A 23,385-nucleotide genomic window follows, 5' to 3' on the forward strand; every position below is an offset into this window, starting at 1 on the left:
TGTTTGCAACGAGTAACACGGCTTAAGATTCGATGCAGCATGCAAAAATATGCAATGGGAACAGCATCGACAAGGCGCGCTCATGCTCATCATCTGTTAAGCATAATCGCGCATCTCTAGTGCATGAGCACTGATCCCGCCACGATTCGATGATGGACCGTAAATATATGAAACGACTTGCAGCAGGTTTGCTGACTGTTCTTCTGACCGGCTGCACGACCGTCGACTATGATTTTTCCGACGCCAAGCAGACAAGGCCTGTCCAGCAGATCGCCGCGCCGACCGGCAACGTAAAGGCGCCGCGCTTCGGCGACCGCGATCCGCATGACTGGACCGGGAAGACGCCCTGGCACTATCCGATCCACGGGACGGACATATCGAAATATCAATCTACGGTTGATTGGCAGATCGTCCGGGCCAATGGCATTTCCTTCGCCTTCATCAAGGCGACCGAAGGCGGCGACCGGGTGGATGACCGCTTCGCCCAGAATTGGGCCGCGACGCGCGCAGCCGGCGTTCCGCGCGGCGCCTATCACTTCTATTATTTCTGCCGCACGGCCAAGGACCAGGCCAAGTGGTATATCCAGCACGTCCCGAAGGACCCAAGCGCCTTGCCGCCGGTCCTCGACATGGAATGGAATGCGGCCTCGCCAACCTGCAAGCTCCGGCCCAATGCCGCGATCGTGCGCAGCGAGATGAAGACCTTCATGGATATCGTCGAACGCTACTACGGCAAGCGTCCGATCATTTATACGACGGTCGATTTCTTTGACGACAATGACCTGCGCCAATTCGTGGGCTATCCTTTCTGGTTGCGCTCGGTAGCCGGACATCCCGACGAGAAATACGGATCGCACCCCTGGACCTTCTGGCAGTATACCGGCACCGGCTCCATCCCCGGAATGCGCGGCGATGCGGACATCAATGTCTTTGCCGGAAGCGAAAAATCCTGGAAAGAGTGGCTGGTGCGCAACAAGGTGCAATAAAGGGCAAGGCCCCCGCCCTGTTTCGCGATTCTTTGACTTCACCTCAACTGCATATTCGTGCATTAGCAGGGCATCTGCGCGCTTGGGCGTGCCCGTTAGAACGAGATTTCCCTGATGAACAGACTTTCGACTGCCCTTGCCGCTGCCGGCCTTCTTCTGACATCGAGCGCGTCCTATGCTCTGGATCAGGTAGCGCCTGCGCAGACACCGGCTGAAAAGCCTGCTTGCGGCGGCGAACTCGAACCCTGGTTCAACGGCCTTATTGCCGAAGCCCGCAGTGCCGGCGTCGGGGAACGTGGGCTGAACGAGCTGTTGAAGGCTTCGCTCGATGACAAGGTCCTGGAGCGCGATCGCGCACAGGGTGTCTTCAGCCAGACATTCCTGACCTTCTCCTCGCGCATGGTCTCCGATTACCGGTTGAAGCAGGGCGCAGCCAACCTCAAGAAATATGCCTCGACCTTCGCCGAAGCCGAGCAGGAATATGGCGTGCCCGGTCCGGTCATCGCCGCATTCTGGGGTCTCGAGACGGATTTCGGGGCAGTCCAGGGCGATTTCGACACACTGAATGCACTGCTTACGCTCTCATTCGATTGCCGCAGGCCCGAGCTCTTCCGGCCGCAATTGATTGCGCTGTTGAAGCTCTTCGACAACGGCGTCGTCGATGCCAAGACGACCGGCGCCTGGGCCGGCGAAATCGGGCAGATGCAAATGCTCCCCACCGACTATCTGGAACGCGGCGTCGATGGCGACGACGACGGCAAGGTCGATCTGAAGCATAGTGCGCCGGACGCGATCATGACCGCGGCCCGCGTCCTGCGCGATCTCGGCTGGAAGCGCGGTGAACCCTGGCTCGAAGAGGTCAAGCTTACCAAGGATCTGCCCTGGGAAAACGCCATCCGCACCAACCGGCTGCCGCATTCCAAATGGTCGGAGTGGGGCGTGACCGGCATGAATGGTCCTCTCGGGCCGGATGATGGCGATGCTTCCCTTTTGCTGCCGATGGGCCGCAAGGGACCAGCATTCCTTTCCTATTCCAATTTCGACGTGTTCGTCGAATGGAACAAATCCATCATCTACGCGACCACGGCGGCCTATTTCGCCACGCGCCTGGCGGGAGCCGGACCGCTGCAGGCGACGACACCTGAAGTCGGGCTCAACCCCGACCAGATGAAGGAACTGCAGAACAAGCTTGCGGCGCGCGGCCACGACATGGGGCCGAAGATCGACGGCGTCTTTGGCATCCTGACGCGCGATGCGGTGAGAGATGAGCAGATCCGCCTCGGCATGCCCGCGGATTCCTGGCCGACGCCGGAATTGCTCGGCAAGCTCTAAAAACGAAGCGCTATTGCGGCGGAGCCATCGTTTCGAGGGATGCGAAGCCTTCCGGCTCGCTGCCTTCATCGAAAGCCGTACCGACTTCGACAAACGTGTCCGGATAAAATCCGTTGAAGCGCGTGCGAAGCGATAGGGAATAGGCGCCGATATGGCCGATCTCGATCCAGTCGCCCGTTTCGACGGTTGCCGGCAACCAGAATGGCCGCGACAGGATATCGACGGAATCGCACGTAGCACCGCAGACGCGGAACGGTACGATCTCCTCCACATCCCCGTGCCGCAGCTTCTTGGCAGGATCGGGGATGAAGCGCGCCGGCAGCGTGATCTTGCCCGTCCATGAATCCGACAGCGATGCCCAGATACCGTCATTGATATAGAGGCGCCTGCCCTTGCGCAGGAGCACCCGCACGATGAGCGAGAAGGCGCGAGCGACAATGACACGGCCGGGTTCGGCCACAAGCGGCAGATCGCCAAAGCCGTATTCCTTGATGTCGCCGCGCAGGCGCGACATCAGTTGCCCGAGCGAGGGCATTTCCACATGCTTGCGCTTCGGATCGTTGCCATATTCGGCCGGAAAGCCGCCGCCAATATCTAGCCCCGCGAGTGGTACGCCGGCGCGATTGCGCACCCAGTCGGCGGAGCGCAACGCATTCTCATAGGTATCGGGATCCTCGATCTGGCTGCCGACGTGAAAACACAAGCCGACCTTGTAGCCAATTTTGTCCGAGCGCTGCAGGAGTTCGATGGCATGTGCCGGCGCCGCGCCGAACTTCTTCGAGAGTTCATAGGCGGCATGGCCCTTGGTTTGCAGACGAACATAAAGCGTAATACTGGCCGGATCGATATCGAGCGCGCGGACGATGCGCGTGATCTTGGCGATCTCGTCCTCATGATCGACGGCAAGGACGCGGATGCCATAGGTTTCGAGAGCAAGGCGAATGTCAGATTGCGCCTTGATCGGATGCATGTAGAGCATCTGCGCATTCGGGGCGACCTTGCGAACGGCCGCGAATTCGCCGGGGGAAGCCACATCGAATGTGCTGACGCCATTGCGCGCCAGCGTATCGAGAACGAGATCTTCGCCATTTGTCTTCACCGCATAGGCTGTCTCGCCCGGGAACATTTTCATGAACCGGTCCGCATCCTTGATGAGGACATGGGGACGAAAGCAGTAGACGGGTTGATCGGGCCGTAAGGTAAGCGCTGCTTCACGGGCCGAGGCGAATCGTTGCATCTTGTCGTTCTGCGTCATACGAAACTCTTAGCAAGCGAACGTGACGGACGAAAGTCGCTTCTTGTCCGGCAGGAATCGGGTGGCCTTGATCCTGTTTTGCCGTGAATGTGGAACGCCGGGCAGGCTTCTGGAGGAATTGAAACCTTGTCATCCCAAACCATCGCACCAAGACCCCTTGCCATGACAGGCTTCGCCTGGGCGCAATTGTTTCTTCTCGGCGCTATCTGGGGCGGCTCGTTTTTCTTCGCCCGCATCGCAGTTCAGGTCGTCCCGCCGCTTACCCTTGTGCTCTTTCGCGTCGCCATAGCCGCCCTTGCTCTTCATCTCTATTTGCTTGCACGCGGCATCAATTTCTGGAGCTACCGGCAACACGCGCTCAAATTTGCCGGGCTCGGCCTGCTGATGAACGTCATACCGTTTTCATTGTTGTTCATCGGCCAGACGGCCCTTGGCGCTGGAGTGGAGGCCATCCTCAACGCAACGACTCCGATCTGGACTGTCGTTGTTGCCGCATTTCTGACCGTCGATGAAAAGGTCACCGTCAACAAGATAGCCGGCATCCTGCTCGGCATTGCCGGCATCGTTACTCTCATTGGTCCAGGGGCGCTGACCGGGTTGGGCGGACCGCTATGGGCGGAAATGCTGGTGATCGCGGCAACGCTGTCCTACGCCTTTGCCGGCATCCTCGCCAAGCGCTTCAAAGGCGTCCCGCCAACCGTCACCTCCACTGGCCAGATGACCGCGGCGACGTTGATCATGATACCTATTGTCCTGTTCTGGGACGGCGTCCCGCAGGTCGCTACGATCGATGGCGGAGTTTGGGCCGCGATCCTCGGCCTTGGTCTCCTGTCCACTGCCTGTGCCTATATCCTTTATTTTTCCATCGTGCAGACGGCAGGCGCGACGAACGCTTCGCTCGTGACGCTGATCGTCCCCGTCAGCGCCATCCTGCTTGGAACAATTTTTCTTGGCGAACGGCTGGCCGCGCATGATTTTCTCGGGATGGGGCTCATCGCGCTCGGCCTGTTGACTATCGACGGCCGCCTGATAACCGCAATGCGAAAACGGTAAAAAACCTAAAGTTTTCAATAAAGCGACATATCCACGAACGGCCAATTATGGCTCAATTGTGGCTGAAACGGGCCTCGGCGCCCTTTAGTGGCAAAAATGCTGCAGTGCAAATATATGCCTCATTTCGGAACATTTTATCGTGATCTCGAAATTTTTTTGCCCTGTCAAATGTGTTTCATTTCAGAAACTTAGGTTTATCAGGCAAAAATTTTCTCTCCCCGGCGTCATGAGACCGTAATATTTGGGCTTTTTCTGTGGCAAATTTGCGCTATGCTAAATCGGTTAACTGCAGGAGACAAACGATGGGACTAACTCGATCGATGAATGTCCTTATGATCTGTGCAGCGTTCGCATTTATCGGTGCAATGGTCGTAGGACTCATCCCCTGAGTAAATATAAGAGCGCTACGTAGATGGTCTCTGACCGTTAAGTAGGTGAAACATGGAGCGGCCCGATCATGGCAGTCGGGCCGTTTCCCATTTCAGAGGCGGGTCTTATGCCGCGGCCCCGGCCAAATTGGCCTCAACGACATTGCTGCCCGGCCGAATTCCGATGAGATGGCAGATGGCAAAAGCAAGGTCGGCCCGGTTCATCGTATAGAAGTGGAAATCCTGCGCACCCCTTTCGACGAGGTCGAGCACCTGTTCGGCGGCGACTGCCGAAGCGACGAGCTGGTGCGTCTGCGGGTCGTTCTCGAGACCCTCGAAGCGCTCGGCCAGCCAGTTGGGAATGTGCGTGCCCGCCTTCGAGCAGAAATTCGTCACCTGCGTGAAATTGTGGATCGGCAGGATGCCCGGAAGGATCGGAATATAGATACCGGCACGGCGAACCTTTTCGACATAGCGCTCATAGAGATCGTTCTCGAAGAAGAACTGAGTGATCGCCCGTGTCGCGCCATTGTCGACCTTGCGCTTGAGCATGTCGATGTCGGTGGCGAAGTCCGGGCTTTCCGGATGCTTTTCCGGATAGGCCGAAACCGAGATATCGAAATCGGCAAAGGCTTTCAGCCCGGCAACGAGATCAGCGCCGTTCTCATAGCCGCCGGGTGTCGGCTTGTAGTGCGAACCGACGCCGCTTGCCGGATCGCCCCGCAGAGCAACGAAGCGCTTGACGCCCATGGCGGCAAACTCGCGCACCACCGTATCGACTTCCTCCTTCGTCGCATCGACGCAGGTAAGATGCGCAGCGGCATTGACGTCTGTTTCGGTCAGGATGCGGTTGATCGTGCGGGCGGTCCGCTCGCGCGTCGACCCGCCGGCACCGTAGGTCACCGAGACGAATTCGGGATTGAGCGGCGCAAGGCGCGTCACCGTCTCCCAAAGCCGTTCCTCCATGACTTCCGTCTTCGGCGGGAAGAACTCGAAGGACACACGGATATTGTGACCGATATCGGGGCGGCGCGATTGGCGAAAGAAACTCATCAGACACTCTCCGTGACGCGGGAGGTTAAATCGGGATCTGCAATCAGCAGGCGCGGGTCGCGTGCCAGCCACAGTTTGACGGTTAGTTTGTTCTTGTCTTTCGGTTCAAGTTCCGTGCTCTCTTCGAGCATCAAACCGGCTTCCGTAAGCCATTCGCGCATCTGCGCATCGCTGAAGCCGAGACGCATATGGGCATGGTTGTCGCGCAGGAACTCAAGTTCGTGCGGAGCAAAATCGACGATGAGCATGCGCCCGCCTGCCCGCAATGCACGTGCCGCTTCGCGGATTGCTTCGGCGGGGTTATCGAGGAAGTGCAGAACCTGGTGGACGGTAACAAGATCGAAGGATTCGCGATCCACCGGCAGGGAATAGACATCGCCATGGCGTACCTGCGCATTGGTAATCCCGTCGCGATCGAGATTGGAGCGAGCAACCGTCAGCATATCGCGGTTTATGTCGATGCCGACGCCGCGAATATAGAGTGGCGAAAAGAGTTCAAGCAGGCGGCCCGTCCCCGTGCCGACATCGAGCATCGCCTGAAACGGCTTGCGGCCGACGATCTTGAGGAGCGCTGCTTCCACCGCGCCATCCGGCGCGTGCAACGACCGGATCATATCCCAGCTCGTTGCATTGGCGCTGAAATAGGCGGCTGCGCGTTCGCGCCGCTGCAACTTCACTGAGGAAAGCCGCTCGAGGTCGCGTTCAAGCAAAGGATCGGAAAAGTCGAGGCGGTCGAGCAGCGACCGGGCGATGTCACCGACGATCAGCGAGTCGGCCAGGCGGAAATAGGCCCAGGAACCCTCCTGGTAGCGATTGATGAGGCTGGCCTCGAACAGCAGCTTCAAATGCCGCGACACGCGCGGCTGCGACTGACCAAGAATGGAGGTAAGATCGGAAACGGTCAGGTCGCCCCGTGACAGGAGCGCGAGGATGCGCAGGCGGCTCGGCTCGGCCGCCGCTTTCAGCGTATCGACCATCAGGTCCAGGTTGAGATCACGCTTGTCCATGCTTCCAATCCTCAAAAGACATAAAGATATGTTTATGTGACAAACGCCACATAAGCAAGTTGTTTTTGCCGTTGACGACATTTTTTGCCGCGCCTGAAATAGGACGAGAATCGGCTAGGATAGCGGCATGAGCATCGGAACGAACCGCCAGCGCGCCATCAACAAGGCTTTGACACTTCTGCTACCGGCCGTACCCTATTCGGATTCCGAGCCGATCCGCGCCGCCGCAAATGCCCCGCATATGAAGACGCTGCCGCCGCAGATTGCGGTGTGGCTGGCGACGGTCGCGCATGTCCGGCACCAGCACACGGATTACGATGAGCTTCGTGACGACGGTTACGACAAGGAGTCGGCGCGTTTCTTCGTTCTGGAAGCGATCAACCGGAAACTGACGGAGTGGCGGGCGACACGCCTGCTTGATCCGGATGAGGATGATCCGAGCTGAGCGTTTCTGGATCATCGCATCCACTCCACCGGTCCCGGAATATGAGTTCATCGAGCGGCAGTCGCTTGCGCCATCCGCGCTGCTCAAGCTCCGGCGCCTGGTAGAGCTCATCCACGTAGCCGACGCAGAGATAGGCGACGATCTCGACATGCGCGGGAATGCCGAGAATTCGGCGCATGTCGGCATCGTGGTAAATACTGACCCAGCCGACACCGATGCCCTCGGCGCGCGCTGCAAGCCAGAGATTCTGCACTGCGCAGACGGTACTGTAGAGGTCCATCTGACGGTTATGGGTGCGGCCAAGGACGACGCGCCCGCCACGGGTGCGATCGCAGGTGATGCAGATGTTGAGCGGCGCCTTGAGAATGCCTTCGAGTTTCAGCGCAGCATAAAGCGCCTGGCGATCGTCAGTGAACATTGCCCTCGCTTCCTCATTGGCGCGGGTGAAGGCCTGGTGCACCTCCTGCTTGCGCTCGGGATCGCTGATCAGGATGAAATTCCAGGGCTGCATAAAGCCGACCGAAGGCGCATGGTGGGCCGCATCGAGCAGGCGCATGAGCACCTCGTCGGGTATGGGCTTGGGAAGAAACTGGTCGCGCACATCGCGGCGCGTATGGATGGCTTTGTAGACCGCCGCGCGTTCATCTTTGGAAAAACTGTCGGCGGCAGTCGGACCATGGCATTTATCGTGCATTGTTTGCTCCCAACAACGCTTGAAACTCTCGCCGCCGTCCACGCGGTTCGAGCTATGAGGTCCGGCCGGTCTTCTGACTGAGGTTCAACTGAGCCGCGCGCCTTCCGGAAGTTCCGTGGCAAATGCGCGTCCATCCCCCTTACAGCGTTGGGCACGTGCCGGATTTTCACCGGCTTCCCGATTCTCCCGCAACGCTTGCCGCAGGCACCGGACCTGCCTGATCATTCGCCACAATTCCCGGGCGCGCGCAAGCCTCAGGGGCGATAAATCCATTGTTCGGGAATGCGCACATCCACCTTTTCGCCATTGCCGATCGTTCCAGGCTTTTCGACCCAGGCGACGATGCCGCGCATCCGCCGCGAGACCCGAACGAAATCGAGCGCAGTCGCGGTATGATCGGCCGTTCCCGCATGTTCGCCGATCGAGCGCCCGGCGATCTTGCAGGGCGCGTTCTGGCCGTCGACCTTCAGCGTGACACCGCCCTCGAAAAATATCAGCGTCCGCGGCGGGAGCATCGAAAGCGACGGGATCCCGTCGATCAGCATGTTGCCGCCGATCCACTCGGCCCTGAGTTCCGCAAGCCCCATGCCGGCTGCAACTTGTACGAGTTCGTCCGGCGCAAGAATCGAGAGTTGCCGTTCGTTGCGCATTTCCGTGCCGCGCGGATACCAAGGCTCGCGACCGCCGGATTTCCGCGTCGGGCCGGCATGGAAATCACCGACAATTCCGTTGAAAGTGACTTTGAGTTCCGCTGACGGCGCCGTGACGAAATCGCCGGCGCGTGCCTCGAACAGGCCGCTGACACGCCCACTGAGCTTGCGCGCGGGCAATATCTCGGGGCCGTTTGAAAAAAGGTCGTTCATAAACGCTCCTGAAAATATGCGCCGTGAAAGCCGCCGCATTTTATGAAAATCTGCGGGCAACACCAGCGAATATCCCTGATGAATCTGTCAAAAAGAGTCATGAGAATTCGGTGAACTATTGCGGCTCGGCAATACCTTGCGCCTATGGCATGCTACAACCCACTGGAAAGGCGAATCGTCTCCGATTGACAATCGTTATGTGTTCTGCTTTCGTTCTTTTCTCACCGGAGGTTTGTCGTGAACGCTGAAGTTATGGACGCAGCCATAGATTTGGCGAAACGAACCGCAGGAAAGCGTTATCACACCGTCCTTGCCGATCCGCCGTGGCGCTTCACCAATCGCACCGGAAAGGTCGCTCCGGAGCACAAGCGCCTGTCCCGCTACGGCACGATGACGACCGACGATATCTGCGCCCTGCCGATCGCGGACCTGACGGCGCAACCTGCGCATCTCTACCTGTGGGTGCCGAATGCGCTGCTGCCGGAGGGGCTGCGGGTCATGCAATCCTGGGGATTCGAGTACAAGTCGAACATAATCTGGCACAAGGTGCGCAAGGATGGTGGCTCTGACGGGCGCGGCGTCGGCTTCTATTTCCGCAACGTCACCGAAGTCTTGCTCTTCGGGGTTCGCGGTAAGAACGCCCGCACACTGGCGCCAGGCCGCAGCCAGGTGAACTATCTTTCGTCGCGCAAACGCGAACACTCGCGCAAGCCCGACGAGCAGTACGATCTGATCGAAAGCTGCTCGAAGGGTCCTTATCTCGAACTTTTTGCGCGCGGGACGCGGCCAAACTGGACCTATTGGGGCAATCAGGCCGACGAAGACTACAAGCCGACCTGGAAGACCTACGCCTATAATTCCGCGGCGGAAGCCGCGGAATGATCGAACGTCACCACCGATGAAGGTATGCCGATAAGGACAAGCGGGCACGGGTTGCCGACGCCGCGCAAGACGCGGTCGCGCAGCTTGCGCCAATGGGTCGTCGCCTCGCCGAACTTGTCGCCGACAAATGCATCGACCCATGCTTGCCGGAAGTCGCCGGTACGCTCGGCCCTTGTCAGGATCATTTCGCGCTGACGCCGCGTCGGAACGTAATTGAAGCTGTCGAGCTGGCCGAGTTCGTCGACAGCCCTCTCATCTGCAAAGCGGCGCAGGATCGTCCGCATATCGTTCTGAAGGCTCTCGCCGCGGGTAATGAGCCCGCCGACGGAGACGGCGCCCTCGGCATGCAGGCGCTTGAAGCTTTCAAGGTCGCGGTCGAAGAACGGATCCTTGTTGTTCCACTCGATTTCGAGCGCGAACACCGAGCTTTGCGGCCCGAATGCCTTCACGTGGTCGATTTCATGAGAGAGGGAGGCGACCTCCCTTTCCTCATCGAATTCGGACCAGCGCACGGTCTTGCGGACGCGGATATTGCGCTTGCTCCAGCCCCGTTCGGCGAGACCACGGCGCAGGCGCTGCGTCAGCCGCGCCTCGCCTCCCCCGCCCGCGACAATTTCGGTGACGGGGATCGTCAGATCGAGCAGCACCGTTTCGAGGTCGTTCTCCGCGCCGGCCATGTCCATGGTGACGATGGCTTCGGCGTGGTGAAGCGCCAGGATATCAAAACCGCGTTCCTTCAGCCGCTCGAACATGCGGCCTTACCGCGTCAAGCGCTTGTAGGTCGGACGCTTCGGATTGACGCTGTCCGGGCCGAGGCGGCGGATCTTGTCGTTCTCATATTCCTCGAAGTTTCCTTCAAACCATTCGACGTGGCTGTCACCTTCGAAGGCAAGGATATGCGTAGCAAGGCGGTCGAGGAACATGCGATCGTGGCTGATGATCACGGCGCAGCCCGCATACTTCTCAAGTGCATCCTCGAGCGCCGAAAGCGTTTCGGTGTCGAGGTCGTTGGTCGGCTCGTCGAGAAGCAGGACATTGCCGCCCGACTGCAGCATTTTGGCAAGGTGCACGCGATTGCGCTGACCGCCCGATAGATTGCCGACTTTCTGCTGCTGGTCGCCACCCTTGAAATTGAAGGCAGAGACATAGGCACGCGAATTCATCTCGTGCTTGCCAAGCTTGATGATGTCGTTGCCGCCCGAAATCTCTTCCCAGACGTTCTTGTCGCCCTTGAGGTGATCGCGGCTCTGATCGACATAGCCGAGATGGACTGTGTCGCCGATGCGGATCGATCCGGAGTCCGGCTTCTCCTGGCCAGTGATCATCTTGAACAGCGTCGTCTTGCCGGCGCCGTTCGGACCTATGACGCCGACGATGCCACCCGGAGGCAGCTTGAAGGTAAGGTCCTCGATCAGGACCCGGTCGCCGAAAGACTTGGTGAGGTTCTCGGCTTCGATCACCACCTGCCCAAGGCGCTCGCCTGCTGGAATGATGATCTGGGCGTCGCCCGGACGCTGGTCATTGGCCGCATCGACCAGTTCGTCATAGGCCTTGATACGGGCCTTGGACTTGGCCTGGCGTGCCTTCGGGCTTGCGGCGATCCACTCGCGCTCGCGCTCAAGTGCCTTCTGGCGCGAAGCCTCTTCGCGGCCTTCCTGCTGCATGCGCTTCGATTTGGATTCGAGATAGGCCGAGTAGTTGCCCTCGTATGGGATGCCGCGGCCGCGATCGAGTTCGAGGATCCAGCCGGTCACATTGTCGAGGAAGTAGCGATCGTGGGTGATGAGGAGGACGGCGCCGGGATATTCCCGCAGGTGCTTTTCAAGCCATGCAGTCGTTTCGGCATCGAGATGGTTGGTCGGTTCGTCGAGAAGCAACAGGTCAGGTTGCGACAGCAAAAGCCGGCACAGCGCGACGCGGCGGCGTTCACCGCCGGATAGCTTGGTGACATCGGCGTCGCCAGGCGGGCAGCGCAAGGCTTCCATCGCCATCTCGACCTGCGATTCCAGATCCCAGAGGTTCTTGGCGTCGATGATATCCTGGAGCTTCGCGCCTTCATCGGCGGTCTCGTCGGAATAGTTCATCATTAGTTCGTTATAGCGGTCGAGGATTGCCTTCTTGTCGGCGACACCCTCCATCACATTGCCCATGACGTCCTTGCTGGCGTCGAGGGCAGGCTCCTGGGCGAGATAGCCAACGGTTGCTCCATCAGCAAGCCAGGCTTCCCCGGTGAACTCCTTGTCCGTTCCCGCCATGATCTTGAGGATCGTCGACTTGCCGGCGCCGTTCGGGCCGAGAATGCCGATCTTAGCGTCGGGATAGAAGGAGAGATGAATATTCTCGAGAACTTTCTTGGTGCCATAGGCCTTATTGAGACCGGCCATATGATAAATGAATTGGCGTGCCATAACGCGCGTCACTCCGATGTTCGTATTCGTGTGAATGAAGTTGCGCCGTATTTAGGGGAAAGGCGCTCCGGTGGCAATGCGCGGGCGTTTTATTTCGCGGCCCCGCCCGCACCCAACACTGGTTTCAGATAAAACCTGTCCCAAAATGAGCGAAACCGGGCGCGGATATTTCCGTCACCCGGTTTCCCCTCTGGTGCCGCATTCGGGGAGCGTCCTCTTCTCCCTTGAACGGCCATGTAACTGGCAAGATGGGCAGCTCGATCATCTGCAACAGCGACGAAAGGTCAGAACCCGTTTCTTTCGGAGTGAAGTTCTGCGGCATGTTTTTATCGATTGCAAGTGGTTTTGCAAAAGAAAGTTGCACAAAGATTTATCTGTTTATTTAATAGGCAGCACCGCGATAATTTGGGCGATATTGATATGGACTTATTCCGCATTGACTAATCGCGCGCCACCCTTTCAATTGCGGGCGGGAGGCTGCGAATGGCATTTAAAGAGGTTGAGACAATACGCACTGCGACGGGGGCCGCGCTTGCCGTTCGGGTCTCGCAGGCAGAAGCGGAGCCATGCGGCATTGTCCAGATTTGCCACGGCGTCAGCGAGCACTCCCTGCGCTATGCCCGTTTTGCGCAGTTTCTAAGCGAAAGGGGCTTTCACGTTTATGCCCATGACCATCGCGGCCATGGCCTGACCAAAGCGCCGGGAGCCCCGGCAGGACGCTTTGCCCAACAAGCCGGGCGCCAGCACGTGCTCGACGATGTCGACGTCGTCAACCACCTCGCCCGTAACCGGAATCCCGGACTGCCACTCATCCTTTTCGGCCATTCGATGGGCGGGCTGGTTGCGCTCAACTATATCCTGAAGCACCCCGAGAATGTCAGCGGGGCCGCAATCTGGAACGCCAACTTTTCAACGGCGTCGCTCAATCGCCTTGCGCTCGGTATTTTACGGGCAGAACGGATGCTCCTCGGTTCCGATGTCCCGAGCATGATCCTGCCAAAGCTTACCTTTCGCGACTGGGGCCGCAGGGTCAAGAATGCCCGCACGGCTTCCGACTGGCTATCGCGCGATCCCGACGAGGTGGATGCTTATCTCGCCGATCCGCTTTCGGGCTGGGACCCGACGGTCAGCATGTGGCGCGACATTTTCGATTTCATGAACGCCGGTACCAACGATGCTCTTCTCGCCACGTTGCGCCGCAACTTGCCATTCAATCTTGTCGGCGGCGCCGAGGATCCGGCCACGGCGAAAGGCAAGTCGGTCAAGGAGCTCGAAGAGCGTCTCCTGCGCCTCGGTTTCACCGACGTCGAAAGCTGGATCTATCAAGACACGCGCCATGAGGGCCTCAACGAAATCAATCGTGACGAGATCATGCAGGATTTTGCGTCCTGGGCGCTGCGCGTCGCCCAACATCCAACGAAAGAACTGGTACAAAACTGATCATGCCTGATGCACCCCTCAAAGGTATCCGTGTCATCGAACTTGCCCGCGTACTGGCGGGACCCTGGGCCGGACAAATCCTCGCGGATCTCGGCGCCGATGTGATCAAGGTGGAAAACCCTGCCGGCGGCGATGAGACGCGCGGCTGGGGACCACCCTTTATCACCAGCAGCGAAGGGGAGAACCTCTCCGCCGCCTATTTCCACGCCTGCAATCGCGGCAAGCGTTCGATTACCGCCGATTTCGCGACGCCGGAGGGACAGGAGACCGTGCGCGCGCTTTGCCAGACGGCAGATGTCGTCCTTGAGAATTTCAAAGTGGGTGGGCTGCGCAAATACGGGCTCGACTATGAAAGTCTCAGCGCCGACAACCCCAAGCTGGTCTTCTGTTCGATCACCGGCTTTGGGCAAACCGGTCCCTACGCGGCGCAGGCTGGCTATGATTTCATCATCCAGGGCATGTCCGGGCTGATGTCAGTCACCGGCGAGCCGGACCGCGAACCGCAGAAAGTAGGTCTTGCCGTCGCCGACGTCTTCACCGGACTTTATTCGGTGATCGCCATTCAAGCCGCGCTGGCGCATGTCGCCAGGACCGGCGAAGGCCAGACGATCGACATGGCGCTGTTTGACGTCCAGTCGGCCGTCATGGCCAACCAGGCCATGAACTATCTTGCGACCGGCAAGAGCCCGCACCGGATGGGAAATGCCCATCCGAATATTTCGCCCTACGAAGTGGTGCCGACATCGGATGGGCATATGATCCTTGCCGTCGGCAATGACGGCCAATTTGCCCGCTTCTGCTCGATCGTCGGCCTCGATGCGCTGGCAAGCGATCCGCGGTTTCTGACCAACCGCGCCCGCCTCGAACACCGGGCGGAGTTGACCGCATTGATACGCGCCGAAACGGCAAAGCGCAGCCGGGCGGAACTGCTCGAGGCCTGCGCCGGCAATGCCGTCCCCGCCGGCCCCATCAACGGCATTGGCGAAATGTTCGACGACCCGCAGATCGTCGCGCGGCGGTTGCGCCTTGACCTTGAAGACAGCCACGGCAGCACTATCCCTTCCGTGCGCACGCCTATCGTCATGTCCAAGACCCCTCTGCAGTACGAGCGTCCCTCGCCCCGCCTCGGCGAACACAGCGCCGACATATTGAACGAATTGAAGGATATTACCGATGAAAACCGGCGGTGAACTGATCGTTGAAGCTCTGGTCGCCAATGGCGCCGAGCGGCTCTTCTGTGTTCCGGGCGAGAGCTATCTTGCGGTGCTCGACGCGCTCTACGACACCAATATCGGCGTGACGGTGTGCCGGGCCGAGGGCGGCGCGGCGATGATGGCGGATGCTTGGGGCAAGCTCACGGGCAAGCCCGGCGTCTGCTTCGTCACCCGTGGTCCAGGTGCAACCAACGCATCACCCGGCATCCACATCGCCATGCAGGATTCGACGCCGCTCATCCTCTTCATCGGCCAAGTACAGCGCGACGCCCGTGAACGTGAGGCTTTTCAGGAGGTCGAATACCGCCGCTTTTTTGCTGACACGGCAAAATGGGTTGCCGAGATCGACGATGCCCGCCGTATCCCCGAGTTTGTCACCCGCGCCTTCGCCGTCGCGACTTCCGGCCGTCCGGGGCCGGTCGTACTTGCGCTGCCCGAAGATATGCTCACCGACAAGGTGGAAGCCGTCGCGGCGCAAGGCTGGCAGCCGGTTGAAACCGGTCCGTCCGCTGCCGTCATCGAGAAACTCGCCGATCTTTTGCAAGGCGCGCGGAAGCCATTCATGATCCTTGGCGGCTCGCGCTGGAGCGAACAAGCGGTTCATTCAATCACGCGCTTTGCCGAAAAATGGCAGCTTCCGGTTGGTTGCTCGTTTCGTCGCCAGATGCTGTTTGATCATCTCCATCCCAATTATGCCGGCGATGTCGGGATCGGCATCAATCCGGCGCTGGGCGCGCGGGTCAAGGAGGCCGACGTTCTGCTCCTCGTCGGCAGCCGTTTCGGTGAAATGCCGTCCTCAGGCTATACGCTGATGGACAGTCCCTACCCCAAACAGACGCTGATCCACGTTCATCCGGATGCGGAGGAACTCGGACGAGTATATCGCCCAACCCTTGCCATAAATGCCGCGGCCGATGCCTTCGCGGCCGTGGTGGAGCACCTTGCGCCACCATCGCACATCAACTGGCCGGGCGAGGCGGAAACGGCGCACCAATCCTATCTCGCCTGGTCGACGCCGCCGCAGACAGGCCCGGGCAAGGTTGCGATGGGGCCGATCATGACCTACCTCGAAAGCGTACTTCCGGAAGATGCGATCATGACCAACGGCGCGGGCAACTACGCCACCTGGCTGCATCGCTTTCATCGTTTCCGCCGCTTCGGCACGCAAGCTGCCCCGACTTCCGGCTCGATGGGATACGGTTTGCCGGCCGCTGTCGCCGCCAAGCAGCTTCACCCGGACCGCATGGTGGTGTGTTTTGCCGGCGACGGATGTTTCCTGATGAACGGCCAGGATTTCGCGACAGCGGTGAAGTATGAACTGCCGATCATTGTTCTCGTCATCAACAACAGCATTTACGGCACGATCCGCATGCACCAGGAGCGCGAATATCCGGGGCGCGTCTCGGCGACCGAACTCACCAATCCCGATTTCGCGATGCTTGCCCGTGCCTTTGGCAGCCATGGCGAGACTGTCGAAACGACGGATGCTTTCGAAGCGGCATGGCAACGGGCAGTTGCCAGCGGCAAGCCCGCCATCATCGAAATCCGCCTCGATCCGGAAGCAATCACGCCGACAAGGACACTGTCAGACATTCGCGATAAGCGGTGATCAGCCCGCGCGATGCGTTAATTGAGGTATGGCAAGCCGGTGCGTTCAATGTTATGGAGCGCGCCTGATGAGACAATACGAAAGCGTCTGACTTGAGCAATCCGGCAATCACCATCGTTATTCCCTGCCGCAACGAGGCCGCCAACCTAGCCTTTCTCCTCGATGAAGTGGATGCCGCCATGGATGGCCGCAGCTACGAGGTCATCGTCGTGGATGACGGCTCGACGGATACCACCGGCGACGTGCTCGCCGGCCGCATCATGGCGGGCAAGCCGCTGCGCCATGTGCGCCATGACAAATCCGCCGGCCAGAGCGCCGCGGTTCGTTCAGGCGTCTTCGCCGCCAAGGGCAATGTCGTCGTGACCATGGATGGCGACGGCCAGAACAACCCTGCCTACCTGCCGCAGCTTGCCGATGCTCTTCTTGAAGCCGGTCCAAGGACAGGCATCGCTGCGGGCCAGCGCCTGAAGCGAACCGACACCAAGCTCAAGCAGTTCGCCTCGAAATATGCCAATCGCCTGCGCGGTGCGATCCTCAAGGACAATACGCGCGATTCCGGTTGCGGCCTCAAAGCGCTGCACACGCAGATCTTTCGCGAACTGCCCTTCTTCGACGGCTGGCACCGCTATCTGCCCGCCCTCGTCATTCGCGAAGGCTATGGCGTCGTCCATGTCGACGTTGTCGATCGCGAACGGCGGCACGGCAAGTCCAACTACGGCATTCTCGACCGCGGCCTGCGCGGCATTCTCGATCTATATGGTGTCTGGTGGCTGAGAAAACGCCGCAAGACCGTCCCAACTATCACGGAGATCAGCCATGGCTGACGCTATAACAAATTGGCTGCACTCGGTATTCGTCGCGCAGTTCGATGCCTGGGTCGTGCTCGGCTTCTTTGCGCAGGCGTGCTTTACCATGCGCTTCGTCCTGCAATGGCTGGCATCGGAACGGGCAAAGCGCAGCGTCGTGCCCGTCACGTTCTGGTTCTTCTCGCTGTTCGGCGGCGCCCTGCTGTTCGTCTATGCCATCGTGCGCAAGGACCCCGTCTTCATCGCCGGACAAGGCCTCGGACTTGTCGTTTACGTTCGCAATCTCTGGCTGATCGCCAATGAGAAGAAAGCGATGACGCAAGACTCGTGAGCGCATTGGCGAGCCACATAGAGACAACGCCTGCCGCCACAACGCCGCGGCGGTTACGCCTGAGCCACTATCTGCTGCTGGTCTTCATCTGCATCGTTTCGTTCGTGCCGGGCATCGCCTCGATCCCCCCGCTCGACCGCGACGAGTCGCGCTATATCCAGGCCACCCACCAGATGGCGGAAAGCGGCGACTATGTCGATATCCGCTTTCAGGATGCCTCGCGCTACAAAAAGCCGATCGGCATCTACTGGCTGCAAAGCGCTGCCTTGAAGCTGACCGGCTTTGACGACAAGGCGCCCGCCTGGGCCTACCGCCTCGTCTCGGTGGCTGGCGCGACCGTAGCCGTGCTGGCAACCGCAACGCTCGGCGCTTTCCTCTTCGGGCAGAGCGCCGGTCTTCTCGCCGGGATTGCCCTCGCCTCGATCGTCATGCTCGGCTTCGAAGCGCGCGTCGCCAAGACGGACGCGACGGTGCTCGCAACGGTCGTCATTGCACAGGCGGCGCTCGCCTTCATGTGGATGGCGAGCCGCAGGCAAGCGGCCGAGACCTGGGCGCCCGCGCTCACCTTCTGGGTGGCGACGGCTGTCGGCGTACTGATCAAGGGACCCATTACGCCTTTCGTCAGCCTGCTCACAATGGCGTCGCTCAGCCTCTACTACCGCGAATGGCGCTGGCTGAAGCGGCTGAAGCCCATTGCCGGCATCATCATCCTGCTTGCGATCGTCCTGCCCTGGCTGATCATGATCACCATGAAAAGCGGCGGCGCCTTCTTCAACGAATCGGTTAACAAGGATTTCCTTTCCAAGGTGGGTGACGCGCAGGAAAGCCATGGCGCACCGCCTGGCTATTTCGCCTTGATCTTCGTTTTCTTCATCTGGCCGTTCGGCGTGCTGGCGGTCCGCGGCGGCCTGCAGGCGCTCGGGCGCTTGCGCGAGGATCCGCGCCTCGCCTTTCTAGTCGCCTGGTACGTGCCGTTCTGGCTGGTGACGGAATTGATCCCCACCAAACTGCCGCACTATGTCCTGCCCGCCTACCCCGCGCTCCTCCTGATTATGGCCTGGGCCATCGACACCGGGGTCGCATCGGGGCCCTATCAGGGCAAATGGCAGATCTGGATCGAACGGCTGACCCTGCTCGGCCTTGCCGCCGCCACGCTGGCGCTTATGGGCGCAGGCCTCGTCCTGCCTTACGTGATGACCGGCTCCTTCTCGCTTCCCGGCATCATCGCCTTCTTTACAGCGTTCGCCGCAGGGCTCTTCGCCAGCGGTCTCATCCTGAATCACAACTTGAAGGGTGCACTGCAAGCTTCTGCAACCTTTGCTATAATTACCCTCGGATTGCTCACATGGGGCGTCGTTCCTGCCCTGCCGCCAATGTGGCTGAGCCCGGCCATCGCCGATGCCTACAAGGCAGCAAAGCCCTGCCCGGACAGCGTGCTGGCCTCTGCGAGCTATGCCGAACCCAGCCTCGTCTTCCTTGCCGGCACGAATACAGTACTGACCGACGGCGCCGGAGCCGCCCAGCATATTCTTGCCGATCCGAAATGCGCGATCGCAGCAGTCGATGAAGGACAGCGCAACGGCTTCATCGCCAGCCTGCCGGAGGGCGAGAAATCCGTCGCCGCCATCGCCACTGTCTCCGGCATCAACTACAGCAAGGGCCGCCGGACCACGGTGACGTTGTATAGGGCTGCGCCCTAGCCACAACCCTTATCTGGGGATCGCTTAGCCATGTCCCAAAGCCTGCGACTAGAGTCGAATTGATTTTCTGGCCCGGTTTATAGGAACCTATTCCCCGGTTCGCGGAGGGGGAATAAGACCATGACCACAATACGCGATGTACGAAATGCCGTGCGCCCGCTCATCGAGCGCCGCGACGACCTTTTCTCGATGGGGCGCTTTGTTTTCATCAAGCCCGTGCGGCACATCTTGCGCGGTGTCCACTTCGAAAGCCGCCGTGACCCGAAAATATTCGGATCGCGTTTGTCCGTTCAGTCGCTGGTGCCGGCACTCCCGGAGTTCGGGCTGGGCTGGGGGGAGCGATTTTATCCTACTGACCAGGAAGGACGAGTGCTCGGCAGTGGTTGGGACGCTGGCGATCCTGAAATGGTCTCGCAAATGCTCGATACGGCCGAAGAGGTACTGGCGCAATTGCATGCTATCGACACCTTCGACGACTATCATTCATATCTTTCGGGCCTTCAGGTTCCGTGGATAGCGTCGCCAACAATAGAACTCAGCGAAGTCATGAACCACGCAATGAAGGGTGAATTCGCCTCTGCCTGCGAAAAGCTCGAAAGCAGTGATCGCTCGCTCAAACATTTGAACACGCTAACCCCACGTTTCCATAAGGCGCTTCAGGCCGAAGACCGCGCCGAGGTCGCACAAATCCTGCATGACTGGGAGGCCGCGACGGTCAAAACGTACAAGATCGGCAAGTTCTGGGAGAGAACACCGTTTCCGCTAGAGCTTAGGTAGGTCCAAAAGCCTACGACTAGAGTCGAATTGATTTCCTTGATGCGTTTGTAGGAATATATTCCTATATTAACGGGGTTTCTTTAAATGCATCGGTCGCCGCGAAACAATTCCAAAGACCTGGATTTACAATGGCAGTTACACGCGAATGGCGTTCTCTTAAAAGCCGCAAGGCTCGCCTCTCAGGACGGGCGTCATGACGCTCTTTGCCAACGGGTCGCAACAGAACAACGCGTTCTCCGTGCAGAGCTTCTGGAGTACCAGCACCTCTGTCGCAAGTACGACCCCGACCAGCCCCGCGCTCCCGCCGGGACTTCCGGGGGCGGGCAATGGGTAAGCGAGGGCGGAAGTGGATCCGCCGTGGCGGACAAGCAACCTCCGAAAGATCAAGAAACTACGACCTTTCAGGGTATTGCGGCCACCGCCTCGAGCGCAGTTCACGAAGCACAAAAGATCGGAGGCAAAATCGGCCGCGAACTTCCGATTCGCAAACTTCCCTTGATCGGTTCTGCGGTGACACTGCTGTCGGCTTTAAAAGAGCCCGCCATCGAGTATCCGGTTGAAGAAGCACTTCGGCTATACAATGCGATTGTCGCTGCCGGCGATCCGCACACCATTGCGATAGTATCGGCGCGTGCACGTCAATACGTTAAGGGAGAGTCGCAAGGACGGCTTTGGGCAAGTGTGCTCCAAGCCGACATGGAGACGGTTAAGCAATATTGCCCGCGATATCTGGACGTTCAGAATATCGCCAATGATGTAGCAGCCACTATGGGTCCTATTGCTCAATATGGATCGCAACAGAACTATGGAAATCAGTTTCACCTGCTGGCTGCGGGCGAAGTTCGAAAACGTTGGAACGGCCAGTTGTTGGCAGAACTCTTCATGATGGCGCCGCTAGCGGGAGCAGCCGACGGATACTACAAAGAGGGCATTCATTCCCATGAACCAGGATCTCTAGGTCTGGACGTATACGAACTTGTGGATGATGAAACAGCTTGTATCTATGACTTCAAGACTGGTGCCCGCAGGTTGCGAACGAGACGGATGAATGATTTTTCTTATTCAAGCGCCAAAACCTTTCCGAAAGTAAAGCGGTTCTTCGTCATTGAGATCAGGCCTTCCGTTGGACCCTTCAGTTAGGAACGACCATGACAACAATTCGCGATGTACGAAATGCCGTGCGCCCGCTGATCGAGCGTCGTGACGACCTTTTCTCGATGGGGCGCTTTGTCTTCATCAAGCCCGTGCGGCATATCCTGCGCGGTGTCCACTTCGAGAGGCGGCTTGACCCGAAAATATTCGGATCGCGCTTGTCCGTTCGGTTACTCGTCCCTGCAACCGCGGAGGTCCGGCAGGGCTGGGGGGACCAATTCTTTCCTACGGATCACCAAGGACAAGTGCTCGATAGCGGTTGGGACGCCGGGGTTCCGGAGATAGTCGCGCAAATGCTCGATACGACCGAAGAGATGCTGGCGCAATTATATGCTATCGAAACGCTCGACGACTATCATTCATATCTTTCGGGCCCTTTATTCCCTTGGGTCGCATCGCCCTCAATTGAGCTCAGCGCAATCATGAATCACGCAATGAAGGGTGAATTCGCCTCTGCCTGTGAGAAGCTCGAAAGCAGTGACCGCTGGCTCGATCACGTAAATGGTCTAACCCCGCGTTTCTATAAGGCGCTTCAGGCCGAAGACCGCGTCGAGGTCGCACAAATCCTGCATGACTGGGAAGCAGCGACGGTCAAAACGTACAAGATCGGCAAGTTCTGGGAGAGAACACCGTTTCCGCTGGAGCTTCAAGGCTGAAACCTTAAGTGGCTCAACTTGGTCTGCCGATCAGCGGCCGGCCCACGGAATGGTACTCGAGTCCGGTGCCATCGAGGTCCTGCCCGCTATAGACGTTGCGCAGGTCAAACAGGATGTTCCCATCCATCAGGCTTGCGACCCGCTTCAGGTCGAGGGCCCGGTACACGTTCCATTCGGTGAGAAGCAGCGTAATCCCCGCCCCTTCCACGGCCTCATAGGCCGACTTGCACCAGTTGACGCCGCTCAGCACCTGTTCGGCGGCGGTGCGCGCCTCTGGATCATGCGCCCGAACTGTCAGCCCCGCTTTCTGCAAAAGCGGAATGATATCGAGTGCCGGAGACTCGCGAATATCGTCGGTATTCGGCTTGAAGGCGATGCCGAGGACCGCGACGCTCTTCACGCCATGCTTCTGCGCGGCCTCTATCACCCGCTCCGCCATAGAGCGCTTGCGCTGCTCATTGATCGAGACCACCTGCTCGATCAGCGTTTGTGGCGCGTCAAGCTTGCGGCCCGTGGCGGCATAGGCACGCGTATCCTTCGGGAAGCAGGAACCGCCGAAGCCCGGGCCGGCATGCAGGAATTTCGAGCCGATGCGATTGTCCATACCGATGGCCCGGGCGACGTCCTGAACATTGCCGCCCGCCTTCTCGCAAAGGTCGGCGACCTCGTTGATGAAGGTCACCTTCATGGCAAGGAAAGCGTTCGCGGCATATTTGATGATCTCGGCATTTTCGAGCGTCGTAACGATCATCGGCGTCTCACGCAGGTAAAGCGGGCGGTAGACCCGCCTCATAGCGATCGCACCCGCCTCATCATGCACGCCGACGACCACACGGTCCGGCCGAAGGAAGTCTTCTACAGCAGAGCCTTCGCGCAGGAATTCAGGGTTCGATACCATCGAGAACGCAACGCCCGGCCTTGCCTTGGCGATGCGCGCCCGCACATCGGCATTGGTGCCGACGACGACGGTCGACTTGATGACGATCACGGCATCGGGTTTCATCGCAGCCGCGATCTCGTCCGCGGCCGCATGGATATATTGAAGGTCAGCCTCGCCATCGCCGCGCCGCGACGGCGTGCCCACGGCGATGAAGATGACATCCGCATCGGCAACAGTTGTCGCAAGATCAGTGGTGAATACGAGACGTCCGTCCTTGGCATTACGGTCGAGCAGATCGTCGAGCCCCGGTTCGAAGATCGTGACTTCGCCGGCCTGCAGGCGCTCGATGATCGCGGGGTTCTTGTCGACGCAGGTCACCTGGAAGCCGAATTCGGCAAAGCAAACACCCGATACCAGACCGACATATCCGGTCCCGATCATCGCAATCTTCATTGAAAGGCTCCAATCAGCATA

At 59.3% G+C, this 23,385-nt stretch carries 22 protein-coding genes and 1 riboswitch; of the genes, 14 read left to right on the forward strand and 8 right to left on the reverse strand.

The window, feature by feature from the left end; all coding sequences use genetic code 11:
* Positions 1-167 precede the first annotated feature (167 nt).
* On the forward strand, positions 168-986 hold the full coding sequence (locus tag HQ945_RS11075) for a glycoside hydrolase family 25 protein (protein WP_113282389.1): 819 nt from the start codon (positions 168-170) through the stop codon (positions 984-986).
* A 114-nt stretch (positions 987-1,100) separates the two neighbouring features.
* Positions 1,101-2,318 carry a lytic murein transglycosylase gene (locus HQ945_RS11080; protein WP_091923636.1) on the forward strand — a complete coding sequence of 406 codons (1,218 nt, stop codon included), beginning with the start codon at positions 1,101-1,103 and terminating at the stop codon, positions 2,316-2,318.
* Positions 2,319-2,328: 10 nt separating this feature from the next.
* On the opposite strand, the gene HQ945_RS11085 is transcribed toward HQ945_RS11080, so the two are convergent.
* A complete protein-coding gene (locus tag HQ945_RS11085; protein WP_113282390.1) occupies positions 2,329-3,555 on the reverse strand; it encodes an alanine racemase in 1,227 nt (408 codons plus the stop codon).
* Between the two features lie 180 nt (positions 3,556-3,735).
* On the opposite strand from HQ945_RS11085, the gene HQ945_RS11090 reads away from it, so the two are divergent.
* Complete coding sequence (locus HQ945_RS11090) at positions 3,736-4,626, forward strand: DMT family transporter (protein WP_113282355.1); 891 nt, start codon at positions 3,736-3,738, stop codon at positions 4,624-4,626.
* Between the two features lie 494 nt (positions 4,627-5,120).
* On the opposite strand, the gene metF is transcribed toward HQ945_RS11090, so the two are convergent.
* On the reverse strand, positions 5,121-6,047 hold the full coding sequence (gene metF / locus HQ945_RS11095; RefSeq protein ID WP_091944972.1) for a methylenetetrahydrofolate reductase [NAD(P)H]: 927 nt from the start codon (positions 6,045-6,047) through the stop codon (positions 5,121-5,123).
* Positions 6,047-7,054 carry an ArsR/SmtB family transcription factor gene (locus HQ945_RS11100; RefSeq protein WP_027231927.1) on the reverse strand — a complete coding sequence of 336 codons (1,008 nt, stop codon included), beginning with the start codon at positions 7,052-7,054 and terminating at the stop codon, positions 6,047-6,049. Before HQ945_RS11100 ends, metF begins: the two co-directional genes overlap by 1 nt.
* Before the next feature lie 127 nt (positions 7,055-7,181).
* Here HQ945_RS11100 and HQ945_RS11105 point away from each other — a divergent pair, with 127 nt between their 5' ends.
* Positions 7,182-7,499, forward strand: a complete 318-nt coding sequence (locus tag HQ945_RS11105; protein WP_113282356.1) for a DUF2293 domain-containing protein — start codon at positions 7,182-7,184, stop codon at positions 7,497-7,499.
* Here HQ945_RS11105 and bluB read toward each other — a convergent pair.
* Together bluB and HQ945_RS11115 are read right to left on the reverse strand one after the other, a co-directional pair.
* The gene (gene bluB / locus HQ945_RS11110; RefSeq protein WP_113282357.1) at positions 7,432-8,193 is read right to left on the reverse strand and encodes a 5,6-dimethylbenzimidazole synthase; all 762 of its coding nucleotides are present in this window, start codon (positions 8,191-8,193) and stop codon (positions 7,432-7,434) included. The two genes, HQ945_RS11105 and bluB, sit on opposite strands and share 68 nt — an antisense overlap.
* Before the next feature lie 46 nt (positions 8,194-8,239).
* Positions 8,240-8,420, reverse strand: a riboswitch (cobalamin riboswitch).
* A gap of 27 nt (positions 8,421-8,447) precedes the next feature.
* Positions 8,448-9,056 carry an MOSC domain-containing protein gene (locus HQ945_RS11115; RefSeq protein ID WP_113282358.1) on the reverse strand — a complete coding sequence of 203 codons (609 nt, stop codon included), beginning with the start codon at positions 9,054-9,056 and terminating at the stop codon, positions 8,448-8,450.
* Positions 9,057-9,293: 237 nt separating this feature from the next.
* On the opposite strand from HQ945_RS11115, the gene HQ945_RS11120 reads away from it, so the two are divergent.
* Positions 9,294-9,938, forward strand: coding sequence for an MT-A70 family methyltransferase (locus tag HQ945_RS11120; RefSeq protein WP_228017962.1), 645 nt, complete (start codon positions 9,294-9,296; stop codon positions 9,936-9,938).
* On the opposite strand, the gene HQ945_RS11125 is transcribed toward HQ945_RS11120, so the two are convergent.
* Together HQ945_RS11125 and ettA are read right to left on the reverse strand one after the other, a co-directional pair.
* Positions 9,908-10,690 carry a BglII/BstYI family type II restriction endonuclease gene (locus tag HQ945_RS11125; protein WP_113282359.1) on the reverse strand — a complete coding sequence of 261 codons (783 nt, stop codon included), beginning with the start codon at positions 10,688-10,690 and terminating at the stop codon, positions 9,908-9,910. The two genes, HQ945_RS11120 and HQ945_RS11125, sit on opposite strands and share 31 nt — an antisense overlap.
* A gap of 6 nt (positions 10,691-10,696) precedes the next feature.
* The gene (gene ettA / locus HQ945_RS11130; RefSeq protein ID WP_091944963.1) at positions 10,697-12,346 is read right to left on the reverse strand and encodes an energy-dependent translational throttle protein EttA; all 1,650 of its coding nucleotides are present in this window, start codon (positions 12,344-12,346) and stop codon (positions 10,697-10,699) included.
* A 483-nt stretch (positions 12,347-12,829) separates the two neighbouring features.
* Between ettA and HQ945_RS11135 the strand changes: the two genes are divergently transcribed.
* The 9 genes from HQ945_RS11135 to HQ945_RS11175 all read left to right on the forward strand — a co-directional run bounded on the left by HQ945_RS11135 (position 12,830) and on the right by HQ945_RS11175 (position 22,031).
* On the forward strand, positions 12,830-13,786 hold the full coding sequence (locus HQ945_RS11135; RefSeq protein WP_113282360.1) for an alpha/beta hydrolase: 957 nt from the start codon (positions 12,830-12,832) through the stop codon (positions 13,784-13,786).
* A gap of 2 nt (positions 13,787-13,788) precedes the next feature.
* Positions 13,789-14,976, forward strand: coding sequence for a CaiB/BaiF CoA transferase family protein (locus HQ945_RS11140; protein ID WP_113282361.1), 1,188 nt, complete (start codon positions 13,789-13,791; stop codon positions 14,974-14,976).
* On the forward strand, positions 14,960-16,609 hold the full coding sequence (locus tag HQ945_RS11145) for a thiamine pyrophosphate-binding protein (RefSeq protein WP_113282362.1): 1,650 nt from the start codon (positions 14,960-14,962) through the stop codon (positions 16,607-16,609). The genes HQ945_RS11140 and HQ945_RS11145 overlap by 17 nt, the downstream gene beginning before the upstream one ends.
* A gap of 92 nt (positions 16,610-16,701) precedes the next feature.
* Positions 16,702-17,433 (forward strand): glycosyltransferase family 2 protein, encoded by a 732-nt coding sequence (locus HQ945_RS11150; protein ID WP_027231937.1) that lies wholly within the window; start codon positions 16,702-16,704, stop codon positions 17,431-17,433.
* Complete coding sequence (locus tag HQ945_RS11155) at positions 17,426-17,746, forward strand: lipid-A-disaccharide synthase N-terminal domain-containing protein (RefSeq protein WP_027231938.1); 321 nt, start codon at positions 17,426-17,428, stop codon at positions 17,744-17,746. The genes HQ945_RS11150 and HQ945_RS11155 overlap by 8 nt, the downstream gene beginning before the upstream one ends.
* On the forward strand, positions 17,743-19,446 hold the full coding sequence (locus HQ945_RS11160) for an ArnT family glycosyltransferase (RefSeq protein WP_343051215.1): 1,704 nt from the start codon (positions 17,743-17,745) through the stop codon (positions 19,444-19,446). The genes HQ945_RS11155 and HQ945_RS11160 overlap by 4 nt, the downstream gene beginning before the upstream one ends.
* Positions 19,447-19,566: 120 nt before the next feature.
* A complete protein-coding gene (locus tag HQ945_RS11165; RefSeq protein ID WP_113282363.1) occupies positions 19,567-20,223 on the forward strand; it encodes a hypothetical protein in 657 nt (218 codons plus the stop codon).
* A gap of 357 nt (positions 20,224-20,580) precedes the next feature.
* Complete coding sequence (locus HQ945_RS11170) at positions 20,581-21,363, forward strand: hypothetical protein (protein WP_162737316.1); 783 nt, start codon at positions 20,581-20,583, stop codon at positions 21,361-21,363.
* An 8-nt stretch (positions 21,364-21,371) separates the two neighbouring features.
* On the forward strand, positions 21,372-22,031 hold the full coding sequence (locus tag HQ945_RS11175) for a hypothetical protein (protein ID WP_027231942.1): 660 nt from the start codon (positions 21,372-21,374) through the stop codon (positions 22,029-22,031).
* 13 nt (positions 22,032-22,044) lie between these two features.
* On the opposite strand, the gene HQ945_RS11180 is transcribed toward HQ945_RS11175, so the two are convergent.
* Positions 22,045-23,364: a UDP-glucose dehydrogenase family protein gene (locus HQ945_RS11180; protein ID WP_027231943.1), complete on the reverse strand. Its 1,320-nt coding sequence runs from the start codon at positions 23,362-23,364 to the stop codon at positions 22,045-22,047.
* Positions 23,365-23,385: the final 21 nt, after the last annotated feature.

This window comes from Phyllobacterium pellucidum, from assembly GCF_013327855.1.
Classification (GTDB): Bacteria; Pseudomonadota; Alphaproteobacteria; order Rhizobiales; family Rhizobiaceae; genus Phyllobacterium; species Phyllobacterium pellucidum.

Bases quoted from the DNA above. Each gene is read 5' to 3' on its own strand.
- HQ945_RS11075 (WP_113282389.1), top strand. From the start codon at position 168: ATGAAACGACTTGCAGCAGGTTTGCTGACTGTTCTTCTGACCGGCTGC.
- HQ945_RS11080 (WP_091923636.1), top strand. From the start codon at position 1,101: ATGAACAGACTTTCGACTGCCCTTGCCGCTGCCGGCCTTCTTCTGACA.
- HQ945_RS11085 (WP_113282390.1), bottom strand. From the start codon at position 3,555: ATGCAACGATTCGCCTCGGCCCGTGAAGCAGCGCTTACCTTACGGCCC.
- HQ945_RS11090 (WP_113282355.1), top strand. From the start codon at position 3,736: ATGACAGGCTTCGCCTGGGCGCAATTGTTTCTTCTCGGCGCTATCTGG.
- metF (WP_091944972.1), bottom strand. From the start codon at position 6,047: ATGAGTTTCTTTCGCCAATCGCGCCGCCCCGATATCGGTCACAATATC.
- HQ945_RS11100 (WP_027231927.1), bottom strand. From the start codon at position 7,054: ATGGACAAGCGTGATCTCAACCTGGACCTGATGGTCGATACGCTGAAA.
- HQ945_RS11105 (WP_113282356.1), top strand. From the start codon at position 7,182: ATGAGCATCGGAACGAACCGCCAGCGCGCCATCAACAAGGCTTTGACA.
- bluB (WP_113282357.1), bottom strand. From the start codon at position 8,193: ATGCACGATAAATGCCATGGTCCGACTGCCGCCGACAGTTTTTCCAAA.
- HQ945_RS11115 (WP_113282358.1), bottom strand. From the start codon at position 9,056: ATGAACGACCTTTTTTCAAACGGCCCCGAGATATTGCCCGCGCGCAAG.
- HQ945_RS11125 (WP_113282359.1), bottom strand. From the start codon at position 10,690: ATGTTCGAGCGGCTGAAGGAACGCGGTTTTGATATCCTGGCGCTTCAC.
- ettA (WP_091944963.1), bottom strand. From the start codon at position 12,346: ATGGCACGCCAATTCATTTATCATATGGCCGGTCTCAATAAGGCCTAT.
- HQ945_RS11135 (WP_113282360.1), top strand. From the start codon at position 12,830: ATGGCATTTAAAGAGGTTGAGACAATACGCACTGCGACGGGGGCCGCG.
- HQ945_RS11140 (WP_113282361.1), top strand. From the start codon at position 13,789: ATGCCTGATGCACCCCTCAAAGGTATCCGTGTCATCGAACTTGCCCGC.
- HQ945_RS11145 (WP_113282362.1), top strand. From the start codon at position 14,960: ATGAAAACCGGCGGTGAACTGATCGTTGAAGCTCTGGTCGCCAATGGC.
- HQ945_RS11155 (WP_027231938.1), top strand. From the start codon at position 17,426: ATGGCTGACGCTATAACAAATTGGCTGCACTCGGTATTCGTCGCGCAG.
- HQ945_RS11165 (WP_113282363.1), top strand. From the start codon at position 19,567: ATGACCACAATACGCGATGTACGAAATGCCGTGCGCCCGCTCATCGAG.
- HQ945_RS11175 (WP_027231942.1), top strand. From the start codon at position 21,372: ATGACAACAATTCGCGATGTACGAAATGCCGTGCGCCCGCTGATCGAG.
- HQ945_RS11180 (WP_027231943.1), bottom strand. From the start codon at position 23,364: ATGAAGATTGCGATGATCGGGACCGGATATGTCGGTCTGGTATCGGGT.